Source organism: Nocardia sp. NPDC004278, assembly GCF_053602975.1.
Window position 1 is genome coordinate 140,232 of record NZ_JBSGEQ010000007.1, and the last position, 20,448, is coordinate 160,679.

A 20,448-nucleotide genomic window follows, 5' to 3' on the forward strand; every position below is an offset into this window, starting at 1 on the left:
TTCGCCGCCGGGATCAGGCCGCCAACGGTAGATTGCCGCCATGGCACTGCCCCGGGAATTGCTGGATATCGCTGAGCGGGTGAACAACTGGGGGCGGTGGGGCGATGACGACGAGATCGGCACACTCAATCTCATTACCGATGAGGTCGTCCGGAATGCCGCTGCCACGGTGCGCACCGGGCGCCGGGTCTCGTTGGCGGTTCCATTGCAGCAGCACGGAATTCAGACCGGACTGATACCGGGACGGGTCAATCCACTGCATTCGATGATCGCGCTGAACTGGGAGATGTTCGGACCGGGACTGGTCGCCACCAGCGACGACGTGGTGACAATGGGACTGCAGGCCGCCACCCACTGGGATGCGCTGACCCATATCTCGCATTCCGGCCGGATCTACAACGGGCGTCCGGCCGACACCATCACCGCGCACGGCGGCGCCGCCTTCAGCGGTATCGATAAGGCCCGCCATATCGTCTCGCGCGGTGTCCTGCTCGATATCGCGGCCGCCCATGGCGTCGACCGTCTTCCCGGCGACCACGCCGTCGGGCCCGAGGACCTGCTGGCCGCCGAGGAATTGGCGCGCACCCGGGTCCGTGCCGGGGATGTGGTGCTGGTGCGGACCGGCCAGATGCGGTTGTATCTGGCGGGCGACAAACAGGGGTATGCCGTTCCCGCACCGGGACTTTCGGTGCGCAGTCCGGAATGGTTCCACGCCCGCGATGTCGCGGCCGTCGCGAACGACACCCTGACCTTCGAGATCTTCCCGCCGGAGCTCGCGGACGGGTGGCTCGCGGTGCACGCACTGCACCTGGTCGAGATGGGCATGCTGCAGGGGCAGAACTGGAATCTCGAGGAGCTGTCGCGGATCTGCGCGGCCGAGGAGCGCTACGAATTCCTGCTCAGCGCAATGCCCGAGCCGTTCGTCGGTGCCACCGGAACGCCGGTCGCACCGGTCGCGATCTTCTGACCAACGGTGCGGACCCGCACCACCGGGACACGCCGAACCAGCTCGGCGACTGAAAACCCGCGATGTCGGCCATGAGGAATTCGATACCTGGGTGAATGTCGTTGTGGAAGGCTTCGCCACGCCGGATGCCCAGGGTGTCGCCTCGCACGAGGAGTTCCCGCGCGAGGCGATCGAGCGCGCCGAGCGGGACCTCACCGCGACAACCGGTTTCGTCGGTTCACTGGCCTGGATGGACGGTGTGCCCGTCGGAGGCGCGAGCCTGCGCCTCAGCGACGGCATTGCCCAACTGTGCGGTGCGGCGACCCTGCCGGAATTCCGCCGACGCGGTGTACAGGGCTCACTGCTGTCGATGCGCCTCGCCGCCGCGGCGGTCGCGGGCTGTGACCTCGCGGTGGTGACCACACTGCCCGGTTCGAAGTCACAGCAGAACGTGCAGAAGCTGGGCTTCCAACTGCTCTATCCGCGCGCCATCCTGGTCCGCTAGTACCGGCCGAAGGCGAGCGCGACATTGTGCCCGCCGAATCCGAACGAATTGTTGATCGCGTACTCGATCTCCTGGTGGCGTGCCTCGCCGTGCACCACATCGAGATCGATCTCGGGATCGAGGTTTTCCAGGTTCAGCGTCGGCGGCACGATGCCGTCGCGGATGCTGAGCACGGTCAGGATCGATTCGAGTGCGCCCACCGCGCCGATGGAATGTCCCAGTGCGGATTTCGGTGCGTAGACCGAGGCGTGGTTGCCGACGGCCTTGTTGATGGCGCGCGCCTCGGCGACATCGCCGATCGGTGTCGCGGTGGCGTGCGCGTTGATGTGGGTGATGTCCTTCGGCGTCAGGCCCGCGGTCTGCATCGCCCGTGTCATCGCGCGGGCGGCGCCATCGCCATCCGGTGCCGGAGCCACCAGATGGTAGCCATCGGAGGTGATTCCGGCGCCGAGCAGCCGCGCGTGGATGGTCGCGCCGCGCGCCTTGGCGTGCTCCTCGGTTTCCAGGACCATCAGCGCACCGGCCTCGCCGAAGACGAAGCCGTCGCGATCCTTGTCGAACGGACGGGAGGCGCCCTTCGGGTCATCGTTGCGGGTGCTCATGGCGCGCATCATGGTGAATGCCGCGATCGGCAGGACGTCGATGAAGCCCTCGACGCCGCCGGTGACGACCATATCGGCATCGCCCATCACGATCATGCGCCACGCGTTGGCAATCGCCTCCGAACCGGACGAGCACGCCGAGACCGGGGTGATCACTCCGGCCCTGGCCTGCAGTTCCAGACCGACGACGGCCGACGGGCCATTGGGCATGATCATCTGCACGGCCAGCGGCGAAATCTTGCGATAGCCGCCGTTCTTCAACTTGCTATTCGCATCGGTGATCGCATCCGCGCCACCGATGCCGGTGCCGATCGCCACCGCGAGTCGGTAGGGATCCACCTCCGGACTGCCCGCATTGCGCCATACCTCACGTCCGAGGACGGTCGCGAGCTGTTCGACATAGGCCATGCGGCGCTGCTCGACGCGGGTCAGCAGGGTCTCCGGCCGCACCTTCAGGTGACCGCCGATGCGCACCGGAAGCTCGTACTCCTCGATGAACGGATCGTCCAGCTCCTCGATTCCGCTCTCACCGTTGAGGAGTCCCTTCCACGTGGCATCGACATCGCCAGCGATCGAGGTGGTCGCCGCGAGGCTGGTCACGACGACGTTCGGAAAACGTCCATCGGCGGCAAAGAGGTTACGCACGAGCGTCACTCCTGATTTCTCTTCCGGTAACTCTGTTTCGGTGTCCTGACGAGTGCCTTATGCGAAGCGAACAGGCGTACAACCGGTCCGCCGCAACCCGACATCATTGTCGGACGGCATCGTCGTAGGCGGTTCCCGGTGCTGAGCAGGGTGTCGAAACACATTGCTGAGCAGGTATTTTCGCCGGACATCGTTTCGGGAAGAGCTTACCGGCGCGGTTTGATCACGGTATGCCCGTATTTACGAACCTTCGGCCCGGCTCTTGTGGGAACCCTCCAAAGTTGCCGAAAGGGGACGCATCCGCGGCCGGATCGGGCGTAGTCTGCCGATCCGCTGACGAGCGCGCGCTGGCCGATTCGGTCGCCATTACCCGGGTGGATGTGCAATCTTGTTATTGCACAACGGCATTGAAAGGGCTGGGGCCCGGCAAGTTTTGAAGGTCGCCCGAGCGGCACCGGCAAAGGGGTGTGGCGAGATCATGGTGTCGTCGAACGCAGCTGAGTCCAACGGCAATACCGCCGCGCTCCGCACCGGCATGCGCCGAAGCCGGAACCGTTCGGCCGATCCGCTATGGCCGGGCATGATCCCGCCCGGACCGGCGCCACGGGTCCTACCCGGGCCGCGACCACCACGCCGGAAACGCCGCCCGCGGCATCGGCCCTGGCTGGTTGGTAGCGCGGCATTCTTCGGGACGCTGGCGGCGGTGGCGCTGGTGCTGGTGTACACGGCCGAGGCGAGCAATACCCGGCAGTCGACCGCGACGATCACCGATCCGGTGCTCGGTGGCGGCCCGAACTGTGAACCGACCCGCACCGAACAACTGGTGCGCGGTAATGGCACCGGTTCGACCAAATCGGGTCCGGATGTGATTCTCGCCTTCCAATACGCCTACTACGTAACCCGATCCGGCTCCGACGCCCGATCCCTGACCAGCCCGGACGCCGGGGTGTCCACGATCCAGTTGATCGATGCCGGAATCAAATCCGTTCCGCTCGGCACCCAGCACTGCGTCCTGATCACGCCGATGGTCGACGGTCGATTCGATGTCGTGATCACCGAGGTCCGGCCCGATTCGACGGTGCGCACCTACCGGCAGTTCGTGAGTGTCGCACCCCGCGAGGGCATCACCGTCATCACCAAGATCACGCCTCCGTCCTGATCCAGGTGCGGTTCGCCCCGGTTCTCCGCGCAGGATCAGCTGCCGGCGGGCAGGCCAGCGGCGCTCGCCGCGGCGGTCAGTACCGATTCGAGCATCTCGGGCGTGAGTCGGCCGGTGAAGGTGTTCTGCTGGCTGACGTGGTAGCAGCCGAACAGGTGCAGCGGTGCGCGACCGGCGGCGCTCGGCGCGAACACGACATGGGCGCCGTGTCCGAATTTGGGACGCGGGCGCGGCACGGTCCAGCCCGATGACGCGAGTGCCGGAAGCAGTGCCTGCCAGCCGAACGCACCGAGTACCACCACCGCCCGCAATGTCGGTGCGAGCAGGCCCAGTTCGGTTTCCAGCCAGTGCCTGCAGCGGTCGCGTTCGTCGGGGGTCGGCTTATTGGCCGGCGGCGCGCAGTGCACCGGTGCGGTGACGCGCGCACCGATGAGCCGCAGCCCGTCATCGCGGTGCACCGCCGTCGGCTGATTGGTCAGCCCGACGTTGTACATGGCGGCGTAGAGGAAATCCCCACTGCGGTCGCCGGTGAACATCCGGCCGGTCCGGTTGCCGCCGTGTGCGGCCGGGGCCAGGCCGACCACGAGCAACCGAGCGTCATCCGGGCCATAGCCGGGAACCGCCCTGCCCCAGTAGGTCTCGTCGCGATAGGCCGCGCGCTTCTCCCTGGCCGCCCGCTCCCGCCAGGCGACCAGCCGCGGACAGGCGAAGCAGTCCGCGACCGCGGCGTCTAGTTCGGCGATGGTCTCGCACATGATGGTTATTCGATCACACAGTGCGGCCGGTCATTTGGCTGACAGCGTGCCGCTGAGATGGTCATATGCGACGTGCGCATGGAGTCGAACCCCGGTGACCAGTGGCCCGTCATCGGCATAGAAGTGCGGATTGTGATTCATCGCCATACCCCGGCCACCGGGAACGGCGACCGGCATGCCGGTTTTCGGGTCCAGTTCGGAATCCTGCACGCCGAGCGTCACATAGAGACCACCGAATCTGTTGACGAACTCGGCGACGTCGTCATAGCCCAGCGTCGGAAGGGTCGGGGTGACCTTATCGGCCCCGGCGACGCGCCGGAATGTCGGCAGCCCCGCCTCGATCCACGCCTCGGTGTTGTGCACGGCGGGCACATCCTGGAGGTATTCGACTGCCGCCGAACAGTTGTAGGCCTGCGCCGAATGCGCGGCGAGGGTGTCGAGGCGCTTCTGGATATCGCCCATGTCGGTCTCGACGGCGCAGCGTATGGTGCCCCACAGCGTGACGGTCTGCCCGATGATATTGAAGCGGCCCACATCCTGCACGTGGCCGATGGTGACGGTGCACGGGTCGAATGCGCTGATCTGCCGGTAGAGCTGGCCGATGCCGGTGATGACGGCGCCGGCGGCGGGCATCGGGTCGACGCCCATCCACGGTGTCGACCCGTGCACCTGGTGCCCGGTGATGGTGATCTTCACCAGGCAGGAGGCGCCGAACTGGTTGCCGATCCGGTATCCGATGTAACCCTTGGGATATGGCGTGACGTGGAAGCCGAATGCCATGGTCGGCGCCGGATCGTCCAGTGCGCCTTCGGCGAGCATCTGCTTGGCGCCGCCCTGCTCGTCCACCGGCGGCCCCTCCTCGGCGGGTTGGAAGACGAACAGCACCGTCCCGGGCAGCCGATCGCGCACGCCGGTCAGTACCGAGGCCGCGCCCATCAGCATCGCGGTATGGCAGTCGTGGCCGCAGGCGTGTGAGACCGGGTACGGTCCGCCGGGATAGTCGTTGTCCACCACCTTCGATGCGAAATCGACACCGCACAGATCGGGTACCGGCAGTGCGTCGATATCGGCGCGCAGCGCGATCGTCCGGTCGTCGCCCGCGCCGCCGCGCAACACGCCGACAATGCCGTGTCCGGCGATGCCGGTGCGCACCTCGTCCAGGCCGAGCGAGCGCAGGTGGTCGGCGATGAGTGCGGCGGTATTCGACTCCCGGTTGGACAGCTCGGGATGCCGGTGCAGGTGGTGCCGCCACTGGATGACCTGATCCGCCAGTTCCGCCGCGCGCCTGTCCAATTCGTCGTAGATCGCGTCCGCATTCATCTGAACTCCGTTCGTTGTGTCGGGCAGCCACACGAGCAGCGATGACGAAACGGTCATGTCCACTATGCATCGATAGCCGATCGTTTGCGTACAGGTCGTGCGACCAGTTCCACGGCCGTGCGCGGTGGGTGCGGACCCGGACATGTGAGCCTGGCCACCGTGGGCGAGTTGATAGCATGGCCTTTCTGGCCGACCGGATGCGGGCAACGCCCCCGGATTCACCTCGAAAGAGTCTTTTCATGCAGTTTGAAATCGTCGAGCGAGACGAGACGTGGGTTGCCGGACTACCGGTGCGCAGCCCGAAACGTGCGCTCGGGGAACTGCGTGACCACGATCTAGAGGCCGCGTGGGCTGCGGTACTCCACCAGGAACTGGGCGGCCCGCTGGCCAGCGCCTATACCGACTACAGCGGTGAACTCGGCACCTATAACACCCAGATCGTCGGCTATGAGTGCGCGTCCTTCGGCGATGTCACCCGCGGTCACCTGGTGGCCCGGCTGCCGCGCGGCACCTATGCCCGTTTCTCCTCGGTCGGTAACTTTCCGCAGGTGATGACCGACCTGTGGACGCAGATCGCCTATGCCGAAGAGCACAACCAGATCAAACGCACCTACAGCGGTGACTTCGAGTGTTATCCGCACGCGTACAAGATCGATCTCTACCTGGCGGTCGATGCGCGGTGAGTGAGCGCAGCGAACCGACCATGGCGCAGGGCAGCTCGCGGCGGAGCGGCAGCGAGGCGCGGTCATGACCTATGCGATCGTGGTGCGCCGCGAGGCCATCTACGGCGGCCTGGTGGTGCCGCGGGTACGTCCGAGCTTCAAGGTCAGCAATAGCGATCTGATCGAATTCCTCAAGGATCGGCTGCGCGACCGCGCGGGCGCCGACCAGCCGATGTATACGGTGTATGTACCGGATCCGGCCGGGAACTACAACGCTGTTGTTTGTTTCGAGTACTCGGATCCGAGTGCGGTTCCGGTCGGTGACGTGCTGGTCAAGGTACCCAAGGGTGTCTACGCTCGGTTCGAGCCGAACGGGGATTATCACGATCCGGTCGAGGATGTTTGGGCCCAGGTCGACGATGCGACCGCCTCCGCCGAGATCACTCGGGCCTACCGTGAAGAGATCGAGATCTGGCGTGGGCCGGAGTCGGTCGAACTGTTCATCTCCATCCTGGTTTGAGTTTGCCAAACGTTAGCTCTGTCAGTACCGACTGGTCTCTCTATTCCTTTCGATGGCTTGTTCGAGCCTTCTGACCTGCGGCGATTTCGGTCCGGCCAAATAGTTTTCGGGAGATTAACCAGACATCTGGTCAATTCTTGTCGGATGACGGATACTGCCCTAGGCAAACTCACCTGATCGGCGAGTCGTCTGGTGAGTTTGCCGGACCGGCTCGATGACTGCGCGGATGCGCGGTAGCAAATGGAGTAGGAACACCATGACTGTCGAAACAATCGCAGTCGGCCCCGGGGGCACACGCGATGCCGAGGTGTTGCGGTTTCGCGACATGCATTCCGGTTATGCCTTTCATGTCGCTACTCCGCAGGCTCATCCTGATCTGTGGCGTCGTTATCTGCATGGCGCGCTGCGGGTTTACCGGCACTACGGCGTTGATCACGCTTTGGAATACGACAGGGTCGTCGACGGCCGCTCGACATCGTTGTTCTTCGCCGCTGTCGACTCGACCGGCGCGGTCGTCGCGGGATTGCGGGCGCAGGGTCCCTACGCCGTCGCCGACGAGGTACACGCCCTGGGCGCCTGGGCTGGTCGCCCCGGTGCCGCTGAGTTGCGAGCGATGGTTGCTGACCGGATACCAGGGGGTGTTGTCGAGGTGAAAGCGGTGTGGGTTGCACGGGCGGCCGAGCAGCGCGCCGCGCTCGCCGCCGCGGTGTCGCGCTGTGTCGTGCACGCCGCGTGGCTGCTCGATGCTCGGTTCGGTTTCATCACCACTGCCACGCGGAATGTCGGCCTATACCGCTCGAGTGGTGGATATGTCGCCGATCGGATACCGTCTGTGCCCTATCCCGACGACCGTTATCGGACCATCCCGATGTGGTGGGATACCCGGACTTATCGGTCATTAGCCACAAAGTTGCAGAGTTCGTTGATCGCGCTGGAGCGTGCGGCGCTGGATGCTTGGCTGTCGCCGCACGGTCGGGCTCCCTCGGGTGGATCAGGGATCGGAGGACTGGCGCAGGCATGAACGGTGACCTCACTGCGGAGCACCGCCCGTTGATTCTCGACGAGATGGCCGTAGCCGACGCGCAGATCCTCGTGCAATTGCGGAAGTCGCCGCAGGTCCGCATTCTCGACCTGCGTGATGTGCTGCGCGCCGAACTCGCCAAGGTGCGCTGGCCGCCGGTGGATCTCGGCGGCCCAGAAACCGACCGATGGGTTTATTATCCGTGGCGGCACACACTGGTCGGGCTGCCCGGCGAAAAGACGTACCGGGCAATCCGTTTGGACCGCAATCAGAACAAGCTCACCCGCGCCGAACAGCTGCGCTGTGCCGGTCAGACGATCGGTGTGGTCGGGCAGAGCGTCGGCCACGCGGTCGCCTACGCGCTGGCCCTGGAGGGCACCTGCGCCGGGCTGCGCCTGGCCGATTTCGACGATATCGAACTGTCGAATCTGAATCGGGTGCCCGCCGGAATCTTCGATATCGGGGTGAACAAGTCGGTTGTGACCGCGCGCCGGATCGCCGAACTCGATCCGTATCTGCCGGTCGAGGTCTACCCCGCGGGTGTGGACGAGGACACCGTCGACGAGTTCATGCGGGGGCTATCGATCGTCGTCGAGGAATGCGATTCGCTCGATATCAAGTTCGCGGTCCGGGAAGGCGCACGGCGCCACCGCATTCCGCTGCTGATGGATACCAGCGATCGCGGGCTGCTCGATGTCGAGCGCTATGACCTCGAACCGGACCGTCCGCCGTTCCACGGTCTGCTCGGCGCGACCGTCGGGGCCGATCTGCGCGGGCTGTCCACCAAGGACAAGGCGCCGCATGTCATGCGGATCCTGGATCCGAAGGAACTCTCGGCCCGGATGGCGGCGAGTCTGGTCGAGATCGACGAAACCGTGACGACCTGGCCGCAGCTCGGCGGCGATGTGCAATTGGGTGCGGCCATCGTGGCGTCGGCGGTGCGCCGGATCGGGCTCGGACAGAAGCTGTCCTCGGGGCGGACCCGATTCGATCTGGAGCGCGGCCTCGACGAACTGGCCGAGCCGGAGCCCGGCTGCGAGAAGGTGGCCGACGAATATCCGGCTCTGGAAGGCGTTGCGCCGCAATCGAACGGAACCGCCGTCGACATGGTGCTGGAATGCGCGCAGCGTGCCCCGTCGGGCGGCAATACCCAGCCGTGGTCGCTGCGAGCCGAGGGGAGCAACCTGCGCATCGAACTCGCCCGAACCCGCTCGTCGGCACTGGATATCGGCTATCGCGGCAGCGCGGTATCGATCGGTGCCGCGCTCTACAACGCCCGTACCGCCGCGGCCGCGCACGGCATACTCGGCGATTTCGAATTCATCGAGGACGACGCCACCGCGCTGACCGCGGTGCTACACCTCGGCGACGGCACCGATCCGGCACTGGCCAGCGACTATCCGGACGCGCTCACCCGCGAGACGAACCGCCGCCTCGGCACGGCCGCACCGCTGGCCGAGCACATCCTGCCCGCGCTGCGCGCAGCGGCCGCCGACGCGGACGGAATGGTCCGTGCCGTCACCGAACCCGACCAACTCGCGGCCGTGGCCGCACTACTGTCCGAATCCGATCGCATCCGCTATCTGACCCCGCGCCTGCACCAGGAGCTGTTCGGCGAACTGCGTTGGCCCGGTGCGGATCCGCGCACCGGGATCGATATTCGGAGTATGGAATTGGCCGCCGACGAGCAGGCCAAAATCCGGATCGGCGTGCGCTCGGATGTCATGGATCGGCTGCGCGAATGGTCCGCCGGGAACGCGCTCGGCGAGTACACCCGGGACCGAGTGCGGTCGAGTTCGGCGCTGCTGGCAGTGACGTTCCCGCGTCGATCCGGGGCCGCATCGGTCTCATTGGCCGACTACGCGCGCGGTGGCGCGGCCGTGCAGCGGGTCTGGATCGAGGCGCAACGGCTCGGTCTCGCGGTGCAGCCGGTCTCGCCGTTATTCCTCTATTCGCGGCACCCCGACGAGCTGAGAGGGATTTCCCCGGATTTCGCGGATACACTAACGTCACTTCAGGGCCGTTTCCTGGACCTGCTGGGAGTGCCTGGGCATGAGATCATGGCATTGGTGCTTCGCCTGAGCTATGCGGCAGCAGCCACGGTCCGCAGCAGGCGGCTTCCAGTGCCGGGCGCGGGCAACCGCAGCTAGCGCGATCGGAGAATAGGTGCCTCGGCGAACGCTCGACTCACTGGTGACCCAGGTCGCCTCGGAGTTGATGGGCGTCGACGCCACGACCATGGTGGCGGCGAGTGAACGTGTGCTGGCCAGATTGGTCGATCACTTCGACGTCGATTTCAGCTACCTACGCCATACCGATAGAGAGCAGCGGGCGACCGTACTCATCGCGGAGTGGCCGCATCGCGGTGATGTACCGGATCCGGACCCGCTGAAGATCGTGCATTTCGAGCACGCGGATTCGGTCTTCCGCGAATTGGAATACGCCACCGAACCGATCATTGTGCGTCCATCGCAGCAATCCGCCGACTATCAGGAGACCATCCGGCGCTCCTCGGGCATTCCACAGGTCGCCATGGCCGCCGTACCGCTGCTGTCACGCGGTGAGTCGACCGGCGTGCTCGGATTCATCAAACAGGGCGATCGCGACTGGAGCACCAGAGAACTGAACGTGCTCAAGGCGATCGCCGCACTGTTCGCCCAGTTGCAGGCGCGCGTGGTGGCCGAGGAGCGATTACGTTATATCGCCTTGCACGACGATCTGACCGGGTTGGCGAACCGGCGGGCACTGCTCGAGCATATGGAGGAGCGGCTGCGACAGGGCAGTCCCGGCCCGGTGGCCGCATTCTTCCTCGATCTCGATCGGCTCAAAGCGCTCAACGATTTTCTGGGACACACCGCGGGGGACAATTTCATTCGCACACTCTCGTCGCGGCTGCGCGAGAATCTCGATCCCAATGACATGATCGCCCGACTCGGCGGCGACGAATTCGTCATCGTGCCCGCCAAACCGATGGACGCAGTGGCGGCCGAGTTGGAGGCGACGCGAATCCAGCAGCTCATCGGACGGCGGGTCACCGTTGGCGGGGAATCGGTCAGCCGCGGCGCCAGTGTCGGTGTCGCGGTGGGTATTCCGGGTGAGACGACGGTCGCCGATGTGCTGCGCCGGGCCGATCACGCGTTGCTGTCGGCGAAATCGGGTGGTGGCAACGGTGTCGCGGTCTTCACCGACGCCATGCGCGCGCAATTCGAACTGCAGGACGATGTGGAGCTGAATCTGCGCGGCGCGGTCTCGGATGGATCGCTGCTGCTGCACTATCAGCCCGAGGTCGATCTGCGCACCGGCCGGGTCGTCGCGCTGGAGGCGCTGGTGCGCTGGTTGCATCCGACCAGGGGCTTACTGCCGCCCGGTGCGTTCGTCACCGTCGCGGAGGCCACCAATCTCGCTGGTGAACTGGGGCGCTGGGTGATCCGCTCGGCGTGCGCCCAGTTCGCCGAATGGCGCAGGCGCGGCCTGGCGGCGAATGTGGTCATGCGGATCAATGTTTCGCCCGTTCAGCTGGTCAGCCTGGACTTCGTGGAGCGGATCGAGGACATGCTGCGGCTGTTCGGCATCGATGGCAGTTCGGTCTGCCTGGAGATCACCGAACATGTGGTCGTGCAGGATCTGGCGCGCACCCAGGTCACGTTGCGCGGGCTCAAGCGGATGGGCGTGCAGATCGCGATCGACGACTTCGGCACCGGCTACAGCTCGCTCTCGCACCTCAAGGCACTTCCGGTGGACGCGGTGAAGATCGACCGCGGGTTCGTGCAGCGCCTCGGCGCGAGCACCGACGATTTGGCGATCGTGAAATCGATTATCGGGCTGGCCGGGTCGTTCGGGCTCGGTGTGGTCGGGGAGGGCGTCGAGACGCCGGTGGCCGCGCGCACCCTGGTCGGCTTGGGTTGCTATCGGGCCCAAGGGTTCCTGATCGCGCGGCCGATGCCCGCCGATGAGGTGGAAGCCCATCTGGCCGTCGGCCGGATCCCATTGGATCTCGATCTGCCCCGGGCGGGCCGGGGTACGACGCGGGCGTGACCGCTAGGTCCTGGCGGCTGATCGGATTGCGGTGCGGGCCGGGCTGGCACCTGTGCCCCCGCTCGACCGCTGGCTGCGCGAGATTCCGGAGATGCATCCCGACGCCGCCGCAGACTTCCGGCGCGCATGCGTCGAACTGGCAAACGACGATCGGCACAGCTCCAGCGAACTACTGCTCCTGGTCCGCTTCGCGCGAGATGGGTCCGAAGGGCGTGCCCGTTAGCAGGTCTTTCACGGGTGTTCACGCGCCGTTGGGCGCATGGGTTCCGGGGGGAACCCGATTCGCTGCACGATCGGCGATGTGCGCATCGTGCAACTGGCGAACTTCTACGGTCCGCGGTCGGGTGGGCTGCGCACCGCATTGCATCATCTGGGCGAGGGCTATGTGGCCGCCGGGCATGAGGTGGTGCTCATTGTGCCCGGACCGCGCCGAGCCGAGGAGATACTGCCGACCGGAGCGGTGCGGATAACCCTGCCCGCCTTGGCCATTCCGTGGACCGGCGGATATCGGGCGGCGGATCCGCGGCGGGTGGCCGATGTGCTGGCCGGGCTGCGGCCGGATGTGCTCGAGGTATCGGATCGGCTGACGCTGCGTGGCTTCGGGCGCTGGGCGCGCACCCGCGACGTGGCCAGCGTCATGATCTCCCATGAACGCCTGGACCGACTACTCGGCCAGGTCATGCCCGGGCCGGTGGCGCGCCGCTGCGCCGATATCGCCAATCGCCGCACCGCCGATGACTACGACATCGTGGTCTGCACAACGGAATTCGCGCGTGCTGAGTTCCTGCGCATCGATGCGCCCAATGTCGAACTGGTGCCGCTGGGGGTGGATCTGGAGTTGTTCAGTCCACGCCGCCGCGATTACCGACTACGTGCCGATCTCGGCGTACCCGGACATCCGCTGCTGGTGCACTGCGGCAGGTTGTCGGTGGAGAAACGGGTGGATCGCAGTATCGAGGCCATCGGGGCGCTGCGGAAGGCTGGCGTGGAGGCCCGGCTGGTCGTCGCGGGGGAGGGACCGCGGCGGGAGGCCTTGGAGCGCCGGGCCCGCGCTCTGCCGCCGCTGCCGGGCGGACTGCCCGCCGTACATTTCACCGGATTCATCACCGACCGGGCCATGGTGGCAAAACTGCTCGCCACCGCCGATGTTTCACTGGCGCCCGGTCCGCATGAGACATTCGGCCTCGCCGCGTTGGAGGCGCTCGCCGCGGGCACCCCGGTGGTCGCGAGCCGGTCCTCGGCGCTCGCCGATATCGTGACCGCCGAATGCGGCGCGGTCGCCGCCGATCGGCCGTCCGCGTTCGCCCAGGCGGTCACCGATGTGCTCGCCCTGCCGACCGCCGGGCGTCGGAAGGCGGCGCGCAACCGGGCCGAGCAGTTCACCTGGCCGCGAGCCGTCGCGGGGATGCTGGCGGTGCTGGGGCGGTAGTCCGAAACCCCGGCGTGTCGCGGGCGGGTCGGTTCCGAGCTCTAAACCTTGCCCGGGCTTCAGAGCAGCGCGTTCGCCGCGTAACGTGCGGAGCACCGATTCACGCTATTCGAGATGGGATCCGGTGTGCTTGGCTTTGGTCGCGGGAAGACAGTGCGGGGCGCGAAGGTGCTCGTTACCGGGGCGGCGAGCGGAATCGGCCGGGCGACCGCACTGGCATCGGCAACAGCCGGAGCCGAACTGGTGCTCACCGATATCAATGCCGAAGGGCTGGAGGATACGGTGCGCACCATCAAGGAGGCGGGCGGTGTGGTCCTGGCGTCGCGTGCCCTCGATATCACCGACTATGACGCGGTCACCGCATTCGCGACCGATGTGCACGCCGAATTCGACAGCCTCGATATCGTGATGAATATCGCGGGCACCTCCACCTGGGGCACGGTCGAGAATCTCGAGCATCGGCATTGGCGAAAGATGGTGGACGTCAACCTGATGGGCCCGATCCACGTGATCGAGAACTTCGTACCGCCGATGGTCCGCGCGAAACGCGGTGGGGCGCTGGTGAATGTCTCCTCGGCAGCCGGAATCCTGGCACTGCCATGGCATGCCGCCTACAGTGCGGCCAAGTACGGCATCCGCGGCGTCTCCGAGGTTTTGCGATTCGACCTACAGCGCCACGGCATTTCAGTGCATCTGGTGGTGCCCGGCGCGGTGAATACGCCCCTGGTGCAGACCTTCGAACTCGTCGGTGTAGACAAGCAGGACAGACGGATCCAGCGACTCACCGCCGCGTTCACCGCACACGCCGTTACGCCGGACCATGTTGCGGCGGTGATACTTCGCGGTATCGAGCGCAATCAGTTCCTCATCTACACCTCTTTCGATGTTCGTTTCGGCTATTGGTGGGCACGCAAATTCGCCTACCCGTACGAATTCTTCATGCGCCGCATCGGTGATCGGTTCAACAGGCTGCTGGTTTCGAAGGGCAATTGAGCGTCACATCGAGTACCCGGGCACCGGGACCCTGCTCGCCGAGGCGGTCGTGTTCATTGACCAGTCGGCAGCTGCCGAGCGAGAGGCAGCCGCAGCCGATGCAGCCGGTCAGGTTATCGCGCAGGCGAGTCAGCTGGGTGATGCGATCGTCGAGGTCGGCGCGCCAGGTGGTGGACAGGGTTTCCCAGTCGCGCCGGGTCGGCGTGCGGCCCTCGGGGAGTTTGTCCAGGGCGGCGCGGATTTCACTCAACGGAATGCCGACCCGCTGCGAGATGCGGATGAAGGCGACGCGGCGCAGCGTTTCGCGCGCGTATCTGCGTTGATTTCCACTCGTGCGACGGCTCGTGATGAGACCCTCGCGTTCATAGAAGTGCAACGCGGAGACCGCTACTCCGCTACGCTCGGACAGCTGCCCGGGGGTCAGCTCCTTCGCCCGCCAATCGGTTGTCGACATCACGCTCCTCCATTCACCTGAACAATACTTCAGGTTAGGGTGTGCTGGGGTGAGAATCGGGCACACCCAATTGCGTGCTCTTACGCCCTCGGCGAACTACGGTCGGATCATGGGAGCAGACGCGGTGCGGGCGGGGCACGAAGGCGGTGCGGACGATGCGGGCAGTGGGCTGGGTGGTGTCGGTGAACCGGGCGGGCGGCTGGCGGTCACCTCCGAGGTCGGCACCCTGCGCACGGTGCTGTTGCATCGGCCCGGCGACGAGCTGCGGCGGTTGACTCCGCGCAATAACGATCAACTGCTCTTCGACGGCATCCCCTGGGTCGAGCGAGCCCAGCAGGAGCACGACACCTTCAGCGGCGTATTGCGCGAGCGCGGCGTCGAGGTGCTGCTGCTCGCGGATCTGCTCGCCGAAACCCTCTCGGTGAGCGGCGCCGCCCGCATCCAGGGCATCTCCGGGGCCGTCGACGCGCGCAAACTCGGCCATACCCTGGCCGACGAACTCGCGGCCTTCCTGCGCGGCGCCCGGGCCAGGGATCTGGCCAACATCCTGATGTCCGGGATGACCTTCGATGAACTGCCCTTCGGCGGTGACAACACCTCGCTGGTGCGCCGCATGCACCACGGCGCGGACTTCGTCATCGATCCGCTGCCGAATCTGCTGTTCACCAGGGATTCGTCCTTCTGGGTCGGCCCGAGGGTCGCGATCACCTCACTCGCCCTGCCCGCCCGGATGCGCGAGACCTCGCTGACGGATCTGATCTATGCGTTCCATCCGCGCTTCCTCGGGGTGCGGCGGGCCTACGAATCGCATACCGCGCCGATCGAGGGCGGTGATGTGCTGCTGCTCGCGCCGGGGGTGGTGGCGGTGGGCGTCGGTGAGCGCACCTCGCCCGCGGGCGCGGAAGCGCTGGCGCGCAGTCTGTTCGACGACGATCTCGCGCACACCGTGCTGGTCGTCCCGATCGCGCAGAACCGGGCGACCATGCATCTGGACACCGTCTGCACCATGGTCGACACCGATGCCGTCGTGATGTATCCGGCGGTCCGGGATTCGCTGTGCGCGTTCACCATTCATCGCGAGGACGACTATGGCGGCCGCATCGACCAGGCCAGGGTGAGCGTGCGCGGTCCCGATCCGTTCCTGCCGGCGGCCGCCGAGGCGATGGGCATCGGCAAGCTGCGGGTCATCGATACCGGACTCGATGTCATCACCGCCGAACGCGAGCAGTGGGACGACGGGAACAACACCCTGGCGCTCGCGCCCGGCGTGGTTGTCGCCTACGAGCGCAACGATATGACCAATACCCGGCTCGAGGATGCGGGTATCGAGGTGCTGCGGATCCCGGGCTCGGAGTTGGGTTCCGGACGCGGCGGACCGCGGTGCATGTCCTGCCCACTGTCGCGAGATGATGTGTGAGCCTGCGATGTTCACCATTACCGTTACCCATGATTCGTCGATTCCGCCCTATGAGCAGCTGCGGCTCGGTGTCATCGCGCAGGTGCGCTCGGGAGAGTTGACGGCGGGCACGAAGATACCGACCGTGCGTGCCCTCGCCGCGCAGCTCGGGCTCGCGCCGAATACCGTCGCCCGTGCCTATCGGGAACTCGAGGCCGACGGGGTGGTCGAAACCCGGGGCAGACAGGGCTCTTTCATCGCATCTTCGGGCGATCCGACCAAGGATCTGGCGGGTCGGGCGGCGACCGACTACGTCGCCACCATTCGACGCCTCGGCCTCGATGACGAAGCGGCGCTGCGGTACGTCAAGTCGGCTCTGGAGACTTAGCCGCAGGTCCCGTGGCGGGGCCGGTCGTCGGTCGAGACGCGGCCTCAGCGCCAGCTGGGCAGCCAGAGATGGTCGTGCCAGTTGCCCGGGGTGATCGGGAGGGCGGTCAGGATCGGCCAGAGCCAGATGAAGTTGGCGATCACCAGACCGAGATAGATGCAGACCGCGAGGAGTCCGAGGCTGCGCCGCTCGCTCGGTACCGCGGGCAGATAGGTGCCCGCGGGACTTCGCGGTATCGGCGTCGAGCGGGCAGGGCCGAGAATATCGCCGCAGACCAGCGCGATCCCCATCACCAGGAACGGGGCCAGCGGCACGGCGTAGAAGTAGTACATCTGGCGATCGAGGGTGAAGAACCAGGGCACCAGTCCAGCGCCGTAGCCGGTGAGGATCGCGGCATAGCGCCAGTCCCGGCGGACCACACTGCGCCACAGCATCCAGGCCAGCACCGGGAATGCGATCCACCAGATCGCCGGGGTGCCGATCAGCATGACCGCCTTGACGCACTGGGTCTGACCGCAGCCGGTGACACCGTTATCGGCGTAGTAGTAGAGCATCGGCCGCAGCCCCATCGGCCAGGTCCACGGCTTGGATTCCCAGGGGTGATGGTTACCCGCGGAATTGGTCAGGCCCTCGTGGAAGCGCAGCGTCTCGCCGCTGTAGTACCACAGTGAGCGCAGGGCGTTCGGGAGGAACGACCACGGTCCGTCGCGACCGACCTGATTGCCGACCGCGTACCGGAACACCCCGTCCTCACTTGAGAACCAGGCCCAGTAGCTGGCCAGGTACACCCCGAGCGGGATCAGCACCAGCGCGTACAGCGCGGGCCCGATATCGCGCACCGCCGTGCCGACCCACGGGCGGCGTACACCGTAGGTGCGCCGCGCTGCCGCGTCGAAACAGACGCTCATGATGCCGAACGCAAGGATGAAGTACATGCCGGACCACTTTGTGCCGCAGGAGAGTCCGAGTAGCACTCCGGCACCGAAGCGCCACCAGCGCACCCCCAGTCGCGGACCCCATTCGCTCGCGTCGATCCGACCCTGGTAGTCCACCAGGGCGATTCGGGTCCTGACCTCGTCGCGGTCCACGATGAGACAGCCGAATGCGGCGGTGACCAGCACCGCCATGAAGATGTCGAGCATGCCGATGCGCGAGGAGACGAAGGTGAGTCCGTCGGCGATCAGCAGAATTCCCGCGATCGCGCCGATCATGGTGGAACGTGCCATCCGCCGCACGATCCGGATGACCAGTAGCACCAGCACCGTGCCCGCCAGCGCCGCGCTGAACCGCCAGCCCCAGCCGTTGTAGCCGAACATCCACTCGCCGATCGCGATCAGCTGTTTGCCGATCGGGGGATGCACCACCAGCCCGTATGCGGGATTGTCTTCGACACCGCCGCCGGTGAGGATCTGCCAGGCCTGCGGCGCGTAGTGCTTCTCGTCGAAGACCGGGGTGTACGCGTCGGTCGGATAGTCCAGCATGATGAACCGGGTCAGGCCCGTGATCGTGGTGAGGACCGCGGTGACCACCCACCCCTGCATCTTGTCGAGCGGCCCGAAATCGGGCGTTGGCCGCAGTGGTGCGGGGCTCGACCAAGAGGGCACGGCCTTGGCTACGGTCGCGCGCTGGTCGGTCACCTGGGTCACGCCCCGATCGTATGCTGTGCGCGCCATCGAGACCCGCACCGGTTTGCGCGCCGCAACTGGAATCACACCTCGAACCGCGGTCGAGGGGATCCGCGAGCACCACCCGCAGATCAGGGTGCGGCGAGTCCGCCTGCGTGTCGGCATCGGTTGTGATTACCCGACACGGGATTCACTTTCGCGTGATGACAGAATCGCGAGGACCGGCAAAAGATCCGGGGAGGCGGAGGAGCGAGGTGACGGCGGGTCGGTTGGTGCTCGCGGCGACGCCGATGGGGGATATCGGCGATGCGTCGCAACGGCTGCGTGAAGCGCTGGGATCCGCCGATATCGTCGCGGCCGAGGACACCCGGCGCACCCGCAGCTTGGCGAAGGCGCTCGGGGTGGAGATCACCGGACGGGTGGTGCGCTTCGACGATCATGTGGAAGCCGCGAAGATTCCGGCGCTGCTCGATGAGATCGAGAGCGGTCGCACGGTGCTGCTGGTGACCGATGCCGGCATGCCGTCGGTGAGCGATCCGGGCTATCGCATGGTGGTCGCCTGCGTGCAGCGCGCGCTCCCGGTCACCTGTCTGCCGGGCCCATCGGCGGTGACCACGGCACTGGCCCTGTCCGCGCTTCCGGTGGAGCGGTTCTGCTTCGACGGATTCGCGCCACGCAAATCCGGCCAGCGCCGGGAGTGGTTGCGCACCTTGCGCACCGAGCCGCGGGCCTGCGTATTCTTCGAGGCGCCGCACCGTCTGGCCGAGTGCCTGGCCGATGCGGTCGAGGTGCTCGGTCCAGACCGGCGCGCCGCGGTCTGCCGGGAGCTGACCAAGACCTACGAGGAGGTCGTCCGCGGCAACCTCGGTGAACTCGCCGCCTGGGCGGTCGACGGGGCGCGCGGCGAGATCACCGTTGTCCTCGAAGGCGCGCAGCCGACCTCGGCCGATCCCGCCGAACTGGTCGAGGAGGTCGAATCGCTGACCGCCGAAGGTATCCGCCTCAAGGACGCCTGTGCGCAGGTGGCGGCGGAAACCGGGGTCTCGCGGCGCGAACTCTACGACGCGGTCCTGACTTCCCGCCGCAATGGCAGCGACAGTTCGTAGCGCGACGCGCCATCGCCGACACTCCCGGGTGCGTGCATGGGGAGTGTCATAGTGCCATCGATCACGGTCGAGACGATGATCGGTGTATGACCTCTTTGGAAAGCAAGGCGAAGGCGTTTCTCGAATTGCATATCCCCGGCGATCCCGGCGTCTTTCCGACGGTGTGGGACGCGTGGTCGGCGAATGTTGCTGTGGCGGCCGGGTTTTCGGCGCTGACCCTGGGGAGTCATCCGGTCGCCGATTCGATCGGGCGCAGCGATAAGGAAGGTATGACGTTCGCGGAGCTGCTGGCCCGCGTTCGGCAGATCACCGATGCCGTCGAAGTTCCGGTCTCGGTCGATATCGAATCCGGTTACGGCCTCGAGCCCGCCCAGTTGATCGAGGGTCTGCTGGAGGCGGGCGCGATCGGTCTCAATATCGAGGACACGGTGCACAGCGAGGGCGGTCGGCTGCGCACCGCCGAGGAGCATGCCCATCTGGTGCACGGGCTGCGGCAGTTCGCCGATGCCGCGGGCGTGCATGTGGTCATCAATGCCCGTACCGACCTGTTCATGCGCCAGGACGGCGCCGATAGCGACCGTGTCGACCGTGCCATCGCACGCCTGCGGCTGGCCGCCGAGGCGGGCGCCGACTCGTTGTTCCCGGCGGGTGTGCGTGCCGACGCCGATATCCGGCGGCTGACCAGTGAACTGCCGCGGCCGATCAGCATGGTCGGGGTGCCCGGCGAATCCGATCGGGCCGTGTTCGCCGATCAGGGCGTCGGCCGAATCAGCTTCGGGCCCCTGCTCCAATCGGCGCTGACCACCGAGATCAACCGTCTGCTCGAGCGCTGGAAGTAAGCGAGTGCGAAGAGCCCCCGACCTTCTCGTGAAGTTCGGGGGCTCTGT

General features: G+C 66.3%; 19 protein-coding genes. 14 read left to right on the plus strand and 5 right to left on the minus strand.

The genetic code is table 11. The features are described from left to right. Nucleotides 1-40 precede the first annotated feature (40 nt). Complete coding sequence (locus ACWEO2_RS13400; protein ID WP_452405545.1) at nt 41-967, plus strand: cyclase family protein; 927 nt, start codon at nt 41-43, stop codon at nt 965-967. 91 nt (nt 968-1,058) lie between these two features. Beyond that, nucleotides 1,059-1,451 carry a GNAT family N-acetyltransferase gene (locus ACWEO2_RS13405; RefSeq protein ID WP_452405546.1) on the plus strand — a complete coding sequence of 131 codons (393 nt, stop codon included), beginning with the start codon at nt 1,059-1,061 and terminating at the stop codon, nt 1,449-1,451. Here the strand turns inward: ACWEO2_RS13405 and ACWEO2_RS13410 are convergent. After that, the gene (locus ACWEO2_RS13410; protein ID WP_452405547.1) at nt 1,448-2,698 is read right to left on the minus strand and encodes a KasA/KasB family beta-ketoacyl-ACP synthase; all 1,251 of its coding nucleotides are present in this window, start codon (nt 2,696-2,698) and stop codon (nt 1,448-1,450) included. The genes ACWEO2_RS13405 and ACWEO2_RS13410 overlap by 4 nt on opposite strands. Nucleotides 2,699-3,176: 478 nt before the next feature. Here ACWEO2_RS13410 and ACWEO2_RS13415 point away from each other — a divergent pair, with 478 nt between their 5' ends. After that, on the plus strand, nt 3,177-3,857 hold the full coding sequence (locus tag ACWEO2_RS13415) for a hypothetical protein (RefSeq protein WP_452405548.1): 681 nt from the start codon (nt 3,177-3,179) through the stop codon (nt 3,855-3,857). A 35-nt stretch (nt 3,858-3,892) separates the two neighbouring features. Here the strand turns inward: ACWEO2_RS13415 and ACWEO2_RS13420 are convergent, their stop codons facing one another. Both ACWEO2_RS13420 and ACWEO2_RS13425 read right to left on the minus strand, forming a co-directional pair. Beyond that, on the minus strand, nt 3,893-4,612 hold the full coding sequence (locus ACWEO2_RS13420; protein ID WP_452405549.1) for a uracil-DNA glycosylase: 720 nt from the start codon (nt 4,610-4,612) through the stop codon (nt 3,893-3,895). 30 nt (nt 4,613-4,642) lie between these two features. Continuing rightward, nucleotides 4,643-5,932, minus strand: coding sequence for a M20 metallopeptidase family protein (locus ACWEO2_RS13425; RefSeq protein ID WP_452405550.1), 1,290 nt, complete (start codon nt 5,930-5,932; stop codon nt 4,643-4,645). Nucleotides 5,933-6,171: 239 nt separating this feature from the next. Between ACWEO2_RS13425 and ACWEO2_RS13430 the strand changes: the two genes are divergently transcribed. The 7 genes from ACWEO2_RS13430 (at nt 6,172) to ACWEO2_RS13460 (ending at nt 14,592) form a co-directional block, all read left to right on the plus strand. Then, complete coding sequence (locus tag ACWEO2_RS13430) at nt 6,172-6,615, plus strand: GyrI-like domain-containing protein (RefSeq protein ID WP_452405551.1); 444 nt, start codon at nt 6,172-6,174, stop codon at nt 6,613-6,615. Between the two features lie 64 nt (nt 6,616-6,679). Next, on the plus strand, nt 6,680-7,114 hold the full coding sequence (locus ACWEO2_RS13435; protein WP_354959785.1) for an effector binding domain-containing protein: 435 nt from the start codon (nt 6,680-6,682) through the stop codon (nt 7,112-7,114). A gap of 256 nt (nt 7,115-7,370) precedes the next feature. After that, nucleotides 7,371-8,135 carry a hypothetical protein gene (locus ACWEO2_RS13440; RefSeq protein WP_452405552.1) on the plus strand — a complete coding sequence of 255 codons (765 nt, stop codon included), beginning with the start codon at nt 7,371-7,373 and terminating at the stop codon, nt 8,133-8,135. Beyond that, nucleotides 8,132-10,285, plus strand: a complete 2,154-nt coding sequence (locus ACWEO2_RS13445) for an Rv1355c family protein (RefSeq protein WP_452405553.1) — start codon at nt 8,132-8,134, stop codon at nt 10,283-10,285. The genes ACWEO2_RS13440 and ACWEO2_RS13445 overlap by 4 nt, the downstream gene beginning before the upstream one ends. Before the next feature lie 67 nt (nt 10,286-10,352). Beyond that, nucleotides 10,353-12,170: a putative bifunctional diguanylate cyclase/phosphodiesterase gene (locus ACWEO2_RS13450; RefSeq protein WP_354959799.1), complete on the plus strand. Its 1,818-nt coding sequence runs from the start codon at nt 10,353-10,355 to the stop codon at nt 12,168-12,170. A 301-nt stretch (nt 12,171-12,471) separates the two neighbouring features. Further along, nucleotides 12,472-13,599: a glycosyltransferase gene (locus ACWEO2_RS13455; RefSeq protein ID WP_452405554.1), complete on the plus strand. Its 1,128-nt coding sequence runs from the start codon at nt 12,472-12,474 to the stop codon at nt 13,597-13,599. Between the two features lie 114 nt (nt 13,600-13,713). Continuing rightward, entirely contained in the window at nt 13,714-14,592 is an 879-nt protein-coding gene (locus tag ACWEO2_RS13460; protein WP_452405555.1) for an SDR family oxidoreductase, read from the plus strand. Here the strand turns inward: ACWEO2_RS13460 and soxR are convergent. Beyond that, nucleotides 14,561-15,046 (minus strand): redox-sensitive transcriptional activator SoxR, encoded by a 486-nt coding sequence (gene soxR, locus ACWEO2_RS13465; RefSeq protein WP_355176626.1) that lies wholly within the window; start codon nt 15,044-15,046, stop codon nt 14,561-14,563. The two genes, ACWEO2_RS13460 and soxR, sit on opposite strands and share 32 nt — an antisense overlap. Before the next feature lie 109 nt (nt 15,047-15,155). Here soxR and arcA point away from each other — a divergent pair, with 109 nt between their 5' ends. Then, nucleotides 15,156-16,463: an arginine deiminase gene (arcA, locus tag ACWEO2_RS13470; protein ID WP_452405556.1), complete on the plus strand. Its 1,308-nt coding sequence runs from the start codon at nt 15,156-15,158 to the stop codon at nt 16,461-16,463. A 7-nt stretch (nt 16,464-16,470) separates the two neighbouring features. Further along, the gene (locus ACWEO2_RS13475; RefSeq protein WP_354959798.1) at nt 16,471-16,830 is read left to right on the plus strand and encodes a GntR family transcriptional regulator; all 360 of its coding nucleotides are present in this window, start codon (nt 16,471-16,473) and stop codon (nt 16,828-16,830) included. A 44-nt stretch (nt 16,831-16,874) separates the two neighbouring features. Here ACWEO2_RS13475 and ACWEO2_RS13480 read toward each other — a convergent pair whose 3' ends face one another. After that, nucleotides 16,875-18,476: a dolichyl-phosphate-mannose--protein mannosyltransferase gene (locus tag ACWEO2_RS13480; RefSeq protein WP_452405557.1), complete on the minus strand. Its 1,602-nt coding sequence runs from the start codon at nt 18,474-18,476 to the stop codon at nt 16,875-16,877. Nucleotides 18,477-18,658: 182 nt separating this feature from the next. On the opposite strand from ACWEO2_RS13480, the gene rsmI reads away from it, so the two are divergent. Further along, on the plus strand, nt 18,659-19,561 hold the full coding sequence (gene rsmI / locus ACWEO2_RS13485) for a 16S rRNA (cytidine(1402)-2'-O)-methyltransferase (protein WP_452405558.1): 903 nt from the start codon (nt 18,659-18,661) through the stop codon (nt 19,559-19,561). A gap of 86 nt (nt 19,562-19,647) precedes the next feature. Continuing rightward, entirely contained in the window at nt 19,648-20,400 is a 753-nt protein-coding gene (locus ACWEO2_RS13490) for an isocitrate lyase/PEP mutase family protein (RefSeq protein ID WP_452405559.1), read from the plus strand. The last annotated feature ends 48 nt before the right edge of the window (nt 20,401-20,448 follow it).